The following is a 10,730-nucleotide window of genomic DNA, read 5'->3' on the forward strand; positions in this document are numbered from 1 at the left end:
ATTCGTTTTAATTAGTTGGACCCGTTAGCTTGTTCTTCCCCATTGGATTTACCCTCTACGGTAACTTTGCCCTCCACAGTAACCTTTTTACCTTCTGCGGCAACTTTGGTGTCTATGGGTGCTTGTTCTTCCTTTGCGGTATTTTCAGCTTCCTCTTCTTTGATTTCCTTTTCTTCTTCTTTCAGCTTTTGGGCAAGTTCTCTTTCAGCTCTTGCGGCATCCTGGCTTTCTTTAGCAGCCATGATTTCTTCTGATCGGGAAGCCCAGGGGCGTTTACCAAAGATGCGTTCAACGTCTTCCGCGAAGATTACTTCTTTGTCAATCAGTAATTGCGTCAGTTCGTTGTGTCCTTCTTTATTCTCTGACAGAATTCTCTTGGCACGGTCATACTGCTCGTTCACCATTCTCTTGACTTCTTCGTCAATCAATTCGGCTGTCTTTTCGCTGTATGGACGGTTGAAAGAATATTCATCGTTGTTGTAATAACATAAGTTCGGCAGCTTGTCGCTCATACCTAAATAGGCAATCATGCCGTATGCCTGCTTAGTCACCCTTTCCAGGTCGTTCATGGCACCAGTTGAGATGCGGCCGAGGAATAAATCTTCAGCGGCGCGTCCTCCCAAAGTAGCACACATTTCGTCCAGCATCTGCTCCTTGGTAGTGATCTGACGTTCTTCCGGCAGATACCAGGCAGCTCCTAATGCACGTCCGCGAGGAACGATTGTAACTTTAATCAATGGGTTGGCATATTCCAACAACCAGGAGATAGAGGCGTGTCCTGCTTCATGCAAAGCGATGGAACGTCTTTCTGCTTCCGTTGTAATCTTGGTTTTCTTTTCCAGACCACCGATGATGCGGTCTACCGCATCCAGGAAGTCCTGTTTGCTTACGAATTTCTTTCCGTGGCGGGCAGCGATCAGTGCAGCCTCATTGCAGACATTGGCAATATCCGCACCCGAGAATCCCGGTGTCTGACGTGCCAGCAAGTCCACATCTACACTATCGTCTATTTTAATCGGGCGCAAATGCACGCCAAATACTTCTTTACGTTCGTTCAAGTCGGGCAGATCCACGTGTATCTGACGGTCAAAACGTCCTGCACGGAGCAGTGCCTTGTCGAGTACGTCTACACGGTTGGTAGCAGCAAGGATAATCACACCGCTATTGGAACCGAAGCCGTCCATTTCTGTCAGCAACTGGTTCAATGTGTTTTCGCGTTCGTCATTTCCTCCCATTGCAGGGTTCTTGCCACGAGCACGTCCTACGGCATCAATCTCATCAATAAAGACGATACAGGGAGCTTTTTCTTTAGCCTGTTTAAACAAGTCGCGAACACGGGATGCACCTACACCCACAAACATTTCCACGAAGTCGGAACCTGCCAATGAGAAGAAAGGCACATTCGCTTCGCCGGCCACAGCTTTGGCAAGCAATGTTTTACCGGTTCCCGGAGGGCCTACCAGCAATGCTCCCTTGGGTATCTTACCTCCCAAATCCGTATATTTCTGCGGTTCCTTTAAGAACTCTACGATTTCCTCCACTTCTTGTTTCGCTTCGGCCAGTCCCGCTACATCTTTAAATGTAATCTTGATGGCTCCGCCTTTTTCAAAAAGCTGGGCTTTGGATTTTCCTACATTAAATACGCCGCCGGGGCCACCACTACCGCCTCCGCTCATACGGCGCATGAAGAATATCCATAACGCAACCAGCAAGACAAGCGGGAGTACCTGAATCAGAATTGCGGGGAAAATATCCGATTTGGGCGGATAGTCGGATGAACCGTCAAAATGACCGGCTTCCTTTTCTGCCTGCAAAAACTCTTCCAGTTTATCGGTAGACGGGGTTCTACTTGTAATGACAGGGTTGCGTCCCACCTTGGTAGAGTCAGCTCCAAAAACAGCCCCTACGGCAGTCGGTTTGAGGAAAGCTTCGATTGATTTGTCTTCATAACCCAATACTTTGCTGACATAACCCTTTTTTACATAGTCCTGAAACTCGCTGTAAGTTACAGCTTTGCTTCCTGCTCCTTTTGAATCACTGCCCCACCAGAGGCCGAGAAGCATAAGGGCAATAATCATATACATCCAGTTCAGGTTGAACTTGGGCATATTAACCTTATTGTTAGGTTTATTGCTATTGTTATTATTGCTATTATTATTGTCCATAATCATTAATTAGTCTAGATCGGGGATTTGAGTAAGTTTGGCATCTGCCCAGAGGTGCTCAAGATTATAAAAAGCTCTTGTCTCCGGCAAAAAAACGTGTACCAATACATCGGCATAGTCCATAGCTACCCATTCTGCATTTCGGAGTCCGTCGATTGCATAAGGCTTGCTGTCCGCACCTTTGCGTGTAAATTCCTTGATTGAATCTACTATTGCACTCACTTGACTGGGAGAATTTCCCTGACAGATAACGAAATATTTACAGATGGTATCTTCTATGCTGGTTAAATCGGCAACGACTATCTTTTTACCTTTTTTCTCTTGAATTCCTTCTTTTATTTTTTCAATTAATACTTTAGTATCGTTCATTCCTGTAATTGGGATTAATAATTCATGTTCTCTATTTGTTTATAACAAAAAAAGGTGACCCTTTGTTTCTGATAATAAACGTGATATTTTTGACAAATATACGCTGATTTATTGGATACAAGAAAGTTATCCCTCAATTTTTGTGTTTTTTAGTGGAGATACTTTTGTTTGGAAAGCTTATTTGGACATTTTTGCAAAAAAAATATCGGATTTGTTTTGAATTCCCAAAATATTTGTATCTTTGCACCCGCAAACGAAAATCATTGGGCTATGGTGTAATGGTAACACTACAGATTCTGGTCCTGTCATTCCTGGTTCGAATCCAGGTAGCCCAACAATTTATAAGACAAAATAAGCTAAAAGCCGTTATTACTAGGTAATAACGGCTTTTTTGCATGTTTAACAGTATGTGTCTCTAAACTTCTCACCATCAAGAGGTCACATTATAGGTCACTGGAAGTTTTAAAAACAGTTCCTCGGTGGCAAATTCGGTGACACAAATGCACGTTGATAGTCCGAAAAACGCTAATCTTATGAAAAGCCGTGAAGTTGATTGATAAAGAATAAATCCTTAAACTGGCTGTCGTCTTGTTTAGTAGAAAAGAAAAACAGGTTTTATAGCTCAAGTGAGTATAAAACCTGTTTCTAATTTTTCTAAATCGGGCAGAACTCTTATTCTTCTGCTTTTATTGATTCATCGATTACTTTGATCTTTTGTAATACCAGTTCCAAGTCTGCTTTCAACTTATCTACCTTGCGGTTCAATTCAGTCAACAGGCTGCTGCCTTTCTTAGAAGTAGAAGTCAGGAAGCCCAGATTGTTCTCATAAGTCTGAAGCTCATTCTTCATATTCTCATAAGTACGTACCAGCTTTTCGCGTTCTCTGTACAGAGATTGAGTACCGCTTCCCTGGATATTGCTGATATTCGAACGGAAGTTACTTAACTTCTTGTTGGAAGCATTGATGTTAAAGCGGTCGAATAGCTGATCGATGATTCCGTGATACTGCTTGTATAACTTATCTTTTTCTTTGAACGGCACATGACCGATAGAGTTCCACTCTTTCATTAAATCCCGAACCAAGGTACTTGCTTCTTCGGTATCCATGCTTTCATCAATAGCGGATAACTTCTCGATCAATGCTTTCTTCTTTTCCATATTCTCTGTTTCTACAGAACGTTGTGAAGAAGTAGCTTTGTTCTTTTGTTCGAAGAAGTAGTCGCAAGCTGTGATAAACCGTTTCCAGATAGCATCCGAGTGTTTTTTTGCAACCGGTCCGATGGTCTTCCATTCTTTTTGAAGTTTGGTCAGTGCATCGGCAGTTACTTTCCAGTCTGTACTATCTTTCAAGGCTTCCGCTTTTTCGCAGAGCGCTTTTTTCTTTTCCAGATTCTCGTTCATTCCTTCTTTCAGACTTTTGAAGAATTCTCCTTTCTTCTTGAAGAAATCATCGCAGGCATGGCGGAAACGCTCGAAGATCTTCACATTCATCTTTTGCGGCGCAAAACCGATAGTTTTCCATTTGTTTTGCAGGGCAATCACTTCCTGGGTCTTGTTTTCCCAGGCAGAGAATGTTTTCAGTTCATCATACTCAATCGCTTCAACGATTTCGCAGATGACGGTCTTTTGATCCAAATTATGCTGTTCGGCTTCTTTCAGCGATTCGAAGTGCTGCTGATGGCGGCGGTTGACAGCGGTAGAAGCTGCTTTAAACCGATTCCAGATTTCATCACGCAGTTCTTTGGCTACCGGACCTGTATCGCGGAACTCCTGATGCAACTTCTGAAGTTGGTGGAAAGCGGAAACAACATCTTCCTCGTCAGCCAACTTTTCGGCAGCTTCGCAGAGATGCGTTTTGATTTCCAGATTCTTTTTGAAGTCATATTCGCGGAATTCATTGTTCAGTTTCAATAAATCGTAGAACTTCTCTACATATAATTGATAGTTTTTCCAAAGTTCATTCACTTTACCTTGCGGCACCAGTTTCGTATCATTCCATTGCTGTTGCAGCTTCTTGAACTCCGTATAAGATTTGTTGGCGTCATCTCCGGATTCCACCAATTCTTTCAGTTCTTCAATAATGGAAAGTTTCACTTGCAGGTTTTCTTCCTTTTGGCGTTCCAGCTCGGCAACCTGTTTGCTGCGTTTTTCCTTGATAACCCCCATCAGGCGTTTGAATTCTTCTTCCGTCGGGTCCTCTTCGGCAACAAAATCTTCAATGTTTCCACCGCTGTCTGTAAACTGTACCTTAGCAGCTTCCAACTCGGCATTATGTAACTTGTAGAATGATTGTTTCAGATTGTCAATTTCCTGCTTGTTCGCATTTTCAGCGTCTTGCGCAAGCTCTTTTAGCTGGTTTAGTACATCTTCCTTAGTGGCAGGTTTAGGAGCTGCTTCAGGTTGAACTTCGGCAGTAACATCTTCAGCCGGAGTCTCTGTAATAGCTTCAGAAACCTCGACTGTTTTCTTTTCTTCTTCTAATTCCCCTTGGTTCAAGGGTTGATTAGTGTCATGAGCGTCCATCATTGTATATTAGTTTTGGGTCACAAATTAATGAAATAAAACGATTACTTCATACTATTTTGCTTATTTTTTTTGTTTATCGTGTTTTTATGACAATAAAACGGTTATTCCCATGTACAACATCATTCCGATGATGTCATTTGTAATGGCTATAAACGGACCTGTTGCAATGGCTGGATCGATTTTGAACTTCTCCAATGTCATCGGTACCAGTGTCCCGAAAATAGAAGCGAACATTACCACGGCAAACAGGCTGATGGATACGGAATAGGTGACCGTAGCCGTTGCGCCGAACCTGATAAAGTTGTAGGTGTATACTAATAAGGAGATAATAGTGGCATTAATTAAAGCTACTACCGATTCCTTGGTAATCTGCTTGAAGGTATTTTTAGCGTCCAGCGAGCTGTTTGCCAAACCCTGTACGATGATTGCCGAAGATTGTGTTCCGACATTTCCTCCTGTACCACCGATTAGCGGGATGTACAGTGCCATTTCGGGATGGGCAGCAAAGGTGGAGTCGAAATTACCCAATATCATAGAGTTGCCGATTCCGCCGATCATACCGATTAATAACCAGGGGAGGCGGGCAGTGGTCTGTCTCAATACATTGTCGTCCGTTTCTACGTCCTGCGAAAGACCGGATGCCAACTGGTAGTCACGTTCCGACTGCTCACGGACTTCATCCATGACGTCGTCGACGGTGATTTGTCCCACAAGCCGACCGATACTGTCGACAACGGGGATAGCCACCAAGTCGTACTTCTCAATCGCCTGTACTACCTCGTCAATGGGAGTATCTACGTGTACCGAAATCGGATCTTTCTGCATCACGTGTTTCACTTTGGATACAGAAGGGGAAGTAATCATCTTTTTGAGCGGGAAGATACCTCGCAGACGTTCGTCGTCGTCGATGACATATACATAATAGATTTCGTCCAGCTCTTCCGCCTGTTGCCGCATCTCTTTCAGACATTCGGGCATACTCCAGTTTTCGTTGACGAGTACCATTTCCGTACCCATCAAACCACCGGCGGTATTTTCGTCGTATTTCAACAAGTCGACGATGTCTCCTGCCTGTTCGATGTCCTCGATGTGCGAAAGAACCTCTTCCTGCTTGTCTTCATCGAGTTCACGCATCAGGTCTACGGCATCATCCGTGTCCATGTAGTCAACGAAGCGTTTGGCGATTGTCTCCGAAGGAAGCATTTCGAGCAGCTCTTTACGAGCATCTTCGTCCATTTCGACAAGCACGTCGGCGGCAATTTCGTTATCGAGCAGGCGATAGACGAACTTAGCCTCTTCCGCATTCAGGTCATTGCACAATTCGGCGATGTCGGCCGGATGGAGGTCGATGAGAAGACCTTTTACCTTGTCGGCGTCTTTTTGCTCAATAAGGTGTTTAACGTTGTCAATGTATTCCTCGTTCATCGTTGTCAATTACAAATTACGAATTACAAAATCCAGTTCTCTGCTCACTGTTGCCCGCCAATTATTGGGCGTTGCCGGCTGTCTTTAGTGCTTCTTCCACTTTATTGGTCAGATCGATAAATTCGGCTACCGATAGTTGTTCCGGGCGTTTATTAAATAAGATGTCCTCCGTGAGCGGACAATCTTTGCCTAAAATAGGTTTGATAGAGTTGCGCAATGTTTTCCGTCGCTGGTTGAAGGTCGTTTTCACTACTTGCTTGAACAGTTTTTCGTCGCATCCCAACTCTTTAGTCTCGTTGCGTGTCATACGGATAACAGCACTTTTCACTTTGGGAGGCGGATTGAACACGTGTTCGCTGACAGTGAACAAATATTCCACTTTATACCATGCCTGTATCAATACGCTAAGGATACCGTATGTCTTGCTGCCCGGTCCGGCTGCAATACGTTCGGCTACCTCTTTTTGAATCATTCCCGTGCAACAGGGGACGATATCTTTGTTGTCCAGCATCTTGAAAAAGATTTGGCTGGAAATATTATACGGGTAATTACCAGTCAGTACGAAAGGCTTCCCGTCGAACAACCGGTGAAGATTCATTTTCAAGAAGTCATCCTCAATGATGTGGTCTTCCAGTGACGGATAGGCTTCGCGAAGATAAGCAACCGACTCATAGTCAACTTCTACGACCTTTACCAATCGGTCTTTCTTTACTAGAAACTGGGTCAATACTCCCATACCCGGCCCCACCTCTAAAATAGGCAGTTCGGGGAAGGTATCGACTGTATCGGCAATATCTTGCGCAACTTTCAGATCTTTCAGAAAGTGTTGTCCGAGAAACTTTTTAGGCTTTACTAATTTCATTTACCAACTAAATAATTACTTTTGCAGCTGACAAAGGTAATTCTTTTAAATGAAGAACGTACCACTATTTATTAAAAAATAAATGATGTGTCAGCGAAGCTAATGAAGAATTAAGGATGAAGAAACTATTAAAAAAGACGCTGAAACTGATATTACCGGTTGTTTTAGGCGGCTTTATCTTATTCTGGGTATATCGCGACTTTGATTTTACAAAAGCGGGCGATGTGTTGTTACACGGTACAAATTGGTGGTGGATGCTCTTCTCGTTATTGTTCGGAGTGTTTGCGCAAGTCTTTCGTGGTTGGCGGTGGAGACAAACATTGGAACCGTTGGACGCTTTCCCGAAAAAGAGCGATTGCGTGAATGCTATCTTCATTTCATACGCTGCCAGTCTGGTGGTTCCCCGGATCGGGGAGGTGAGCCGTTGCGGAGTGTTGGCGAAATATGATAATGTCTCGTTTGCCAAGTCGTTGGGAACAGTCGTTACGGAGCGGTTGGTCGATACGTTGACTATTCTCCTCATCACAGGCATCACTGTATTGCTCCAATTACCGATATTCGTCACTTTCCTTCAGCAGACCGGAACGAAAATCCCTTCATTAGTCCACCTTTTGACTTCGGTATGGTTTTATATCATTCTGTTTTGTTTTATTGGTGTGGTGATACTTCTTTATTATTTAAGAAAAACGTTGTTCTTCTATGAACGGGTGAAAGGATTTGTATTGAATATATGGGAAGGAATTATGTCTTTAAAAGGCGTGCGCAACATTCCCCTCTTTATTTTTTATACACTGGCTATTTGGGCTTGTTACTTTCTCCATTTCTATTTTACATTCTATTGCTTTGCCTTTACGGCACATTTGGGTATCCTTGCGGCATTGGTCATGTTTGTTGGCGGCACGTTTGCCGTAATTGTGCCTACCCCTAACGGAGCGGGACCCTGGCATTTTGCCATCATTTCTATGATGATGCTTTATGGAGTAAACGTGACGGATGCCGGAATATTTGCCCTGATTGTACACGGTATTCAAACCTTTTTGGTTGTTTTATTGGGTGTGTACGGCTTGGCTGCTCTGCCGTTCACCAATAGACATCGGGCGTAAATTTTTAGCTAAAAGTGTATATTCTTACATGTTTTTGCCAACCTCCTTTGTCATCTGAAAACTTTTCCATAACTTGGCACTGTTTAATTATCAGATTTAAAATAGTTTTAAAATATTTATTATGAGTACCATTCTTTCTTTAGCTCCACAGAACGTGTGGAAGCATTTTTATTCGTTGACACAGATTCCCCGTCCGTCAGGACACATGGAAAAGATTACAGCATTTCTTTTAGGTTTCGGAAAAGAGCTGGGGCTGGAGTCTTTTGTAGACGAAGCAGGTAATGTGATTATCCGTAAACCTGCCACTCCGGGTATGGAAAACCGGAAAGGTGTGATTCTTCAGGCGCACATGGATATGGTTCCGCAGAAGAACAACGATACTGTACACGATTTTGAAAAAGATCCGATTGAAACTTTTATAGACGGTGACTGGGTAAAAGCAAAAGGCACTACTTTGGGCGCAGACAACGGACTGGGTGTAGCTGCTATTATGGCCGTGTTGGAAGCAAAAGACCTGAAACACGGTCCTTTGGAAGCTCTTATCACGAAAGACGAAGAAACCGGTATGTATGGTGCATTCGGCTTGAAACCGGGTACACTGAACGGAGAGATTCTTTTGAATCTGGATTCGGAAGATGAAGGCGAATTGTATATTGGTTGTGCCGGGGGTATGGATGTAACTGCAACTTTAGAATATAAAGAAGTAGCTCCCGAAGAAGGAGATATCGCAGTGAAAGTTACATTGAAAGGATTACGTGGCGGACATTCGGGATTGGAAATCAATGAAGGACGCGCTAATGCCAATAAGTTGCTGGTTCGTTTCGTTCGTGAAGCGGTTGCCAGCTATGAAGCCCGTTTGGCTAGCTGGGAAGGTGGTAATATGCGTAATGCTATTCCACGTGAAGCACATGCGGTTATTACCATTCCGGCTGAAAATGAAGAAGAGCTATTGGGCTTGGTGAAATACTGCGAAGATCTGTTCAATGAAGAATATTCGGCAATTGAAACACCGATCAGCTTTACGGCTGAACGTGTGGAACTTCCTTCGGGTCAAGTGCCTGAAGAGATTCAGGACAATCTGATTGATGCAATCTTTGCTTGTCAGAACGGTGTGACCCGTATGATTCCTACTGTTCCGGATACGGTAGAGACTTCTTCCAATCTTGCTATTATTACGATTGGTGAAGGAAAAGCAGCCATTAAGATTCTGGCTCGCAGCTCGAGTGATAGCATGAAGGAATATCTGACTACCAGCTTGGAGTCTTGTTTCTCTATGGCAGGTATGAAGGTGGAAATGACTGGTGGATATTCCGGTTGGCAGCCTGATGTTAATTCTCCGATTTTGCATGCGATGAAGGCCTCTTATAAGCAGCAGTTCGGTGTAGAGCCTGCAGTGAAAGTAATCCACGCAGGCTTGGAATGTGGTATTATCGGTGCTATTATTCCGGGATTGGATATGATTTCTTTTGGCCCGACTTTGCGTTCACCGCACTCACCGGACGAAAGAGCTTTGATTCCTACTGTACGGAAGTTCTACGACTTCCTGGTGGCTACTTTAGAACAAACTCCACTGAAATAAGCGTATTCTTTATTATGTAAATATTCTCCTATTATATAATAGGTATTTATAGAGAAGGCACGGATGAGATTTCATCCGTGCCTTTTTGTCATATTTGTTGCAGGCTATATTACAATTTTATTTCATAACAAATAAATTAATTGATGCAAATCAAGAAATATGCTATAAAACATAAATTTCTCTCTTTTTTAGACCAATGTATAAACAAAGACCGTATTTTTGTGTTATAAAACATGTAATTAAGAGGATAACAAAATGAAAAGTTTAAAAAGATTGTTTAGAAAGATCGGCGAAGCCGATGTACATGTTTGGGGATATTCAACAATTAATGCTAAACCAAACAAGTAAGTTTTATTTTTTAGTTTTCAGGAATTAGTAATTTAAAGTTTTAAAGATTATGGCAAAGAAAATGAGTTCTTTAGTTAGAAAAATCCTTAGTGAAGTAGGTCGTAATGAAATGCTTTCATGGGGGTACAGAATTGAGAAATGAGAAAGAGTACATTAACTAGGTTTAGAGTGGGGATACGTTATTAAAGACGATATCCCCACTTTTCTATATAAAAGAGATATAGGGTGAGGCGGGGAATAAAATGAAGGAGCATTTAACTCATGTTTTCACCACAGAGGACACGGAGGACACAGAGGTGAATTTGGTTTATGACTTACGGTTGTGGGCATAATTTTGACGTGTAATCCTCATA

The 10,730-nt window shown here is 42.8% G+C and carries 7 protein-coding genes and 1 tRNA gene; 3 read left to right on the forward strand and 5 right to left on the reverse strand.

Translation table 11 applies throughout. From position 1 onward, the window contains the following. Positions 1-11: 11 nt before the first annotated feature. Entirely contained in the window at positions 12-2,165 is a 2,154-nt protein-coding gene (gene ftsH / locus BXY_RS15015; protein ID WP_008642079.1) for an ATP-dependent zinc metalloprotease FtsH, read from the reverse strand. 9 nt (positions 2,166-2,174) lie between these two features. Continuing rightward, complete coding sequence (rsfS, locus tag BXY_RS15020; protein WP_004310984.1) at positions 2,175-2,534, reverse strand: ribosome silencing factor; 360 nt, start codon at positions 2,532-2,534, stop codon at positions 2,175-2,177. A gap of 264 nt (positions 2,535-2,798) precedes the next feature. Between rsfS and BXY_RS15025 the strand changes: the two genes are divergently transcribed. Then, positions 2,799-2,869, forward strand: a tRNA-Gln gene (locus BXY_RS15025). A 337-nt stretch (positions 2,870-3,206) separates the two neighbouring features. Here the strand turns inward: BXY_RS15025 and BXY_RS15030 are convergent. The 3 genes from BXY_RS15030 to rsmA form a co-directional block, all read right to left on the reverse strand. Continuing rightward, the gene (locus tag BXY_RS15030) at positions 3,207-5,060 is read right to left on the reverse strand and encodes a DUF349 domain-containing protein (protein WP_015532350.1); all 1,854 of its coding nucleotides are present in this window, start codon (positions 5,058-5,060) and stop codon (positions 3,207-3,209) included. A gap of 84 nt (positions 5,061-5,144) precedes the next feature. Next, the gene (gene mgtE, locus BXY_RS15035; RefSeq protein WP_004312092.1) at positions 5,145-6,485 is read right to left on the reverse strand and encodes a magnesium transporter; all 1,341 of its coding nucleotides are present in this window, start codon (positions 6,483-6,485) and stop codon (positions 5,145-5,147) included. 61 nt (positions 6,486-6,546) lie between these two features. Beyond that, complete coding sequence (gene rsmA, locus BXY_RS15040; RefSeq protein ID WP_004312093.1) at positions 6,547-7,347, reverse strand: 16S rRNA (adenine(1518)-N(6)/adenine(1519)-N(6))-dimethyltransferase RsmA; 801 nt, start codon at positions 7,345-7,347, stop codon at positions 6,547-6,549. A gap of 116 nt (positions 7,348-7,463) precedes the next feature. Between rsmA and BXY_RS15045 the strand changes: the two genes are divergently transcribed. Both BXY_RS15045 and BXY_RS15050 read left to right on the forward strand, forming a co-directional pair. Continuing rightward, complete coding sequence (locus tag BXY_RS15045; RefSeq protein WP_004315816.1) at positions 7,464-8,450, forward strand: lysylphosphatidylglycerol synthase transmembrane domain-containing protein; 987 nt, start codon at positions 7,464-7,466, stop codon at positions 8,448-8,450. Positions 8,451-8,571: 121 nt separating this feature from the next. Next, entirely contained in the window at positions 8,572-10,029 is a 1,458-nt protein-coding gene (locus BXY_RS15050; protein WP_008642083.1) for an aminoacyl-histidine dipeptidase, read from the forward strand. Positions 10,030-10,730 lie beyond the last annotated feature (701 nt).

Origin of the sequence: Bacteroides xylanisolvens XB1A (assembly GCF_000210075.1) — a bacterium.
Classification (GTDB): domain Bacteria; phylum Bacteroidota; class Bacteroidia; order Bacteroidales; family Bacteroidaceae; genus Bacteroides; species Bacteroides xylanisolvens.

What these genes read in the sequence shown, in the direction of transcription:
- ftsH (WP_008642079.1), bottom strand. Translation starts at nt 2,165, where the DNA reads ATGGACAATAATAATAGCAATAATAACAATAGCAATAAACCTAACAAT.
- rsfS (WP_004310984.1), bottom strand. Translation starts at nt 2,534, where the DNA reads ATGAACGATACTAAAGTATTAATTGAAAAAATAAAAGAAGGAATTCAA.
- BXY_RS15030 (WP_015532350.1), bottom strand. Translation starts at nt 5,060, where the DNA reads ATGATGGACGCTCATGACACTAATCAACCCTTGAACCAAGGGGAATTA.
- mgtE (WP_004312092.1), bottom strand. Translation starts at nt 6,485, where the DNA reads ATGAACGAGGAATACATTGACAACGTTAAACACCTTATTGAGCAAAAA.
- rsmA (WP_004312093.1), bottom strand. Translation starts at nt 7,347, where the DNA reads ATGAAATTAGTAAAGCCTAAAAAGTTTCTCGGACAACACTTTCTGAAA.
- BXY_RS15045 (WP_004315816.1), top strand. Translation starts at nt 7,464, where the DNA reads ATGAAGAAACTATTAAAAAAGACGCTGAAACTGATATTACCGGTTGTT.
- BXY_RS15050 (WP_008642083.1), top strand. Translation starts at nt 8,572, where the DNA reads ATGAGTACCATTCTTTCTTTAGCTCCACAGAACGTGTGGAAGCATTTT.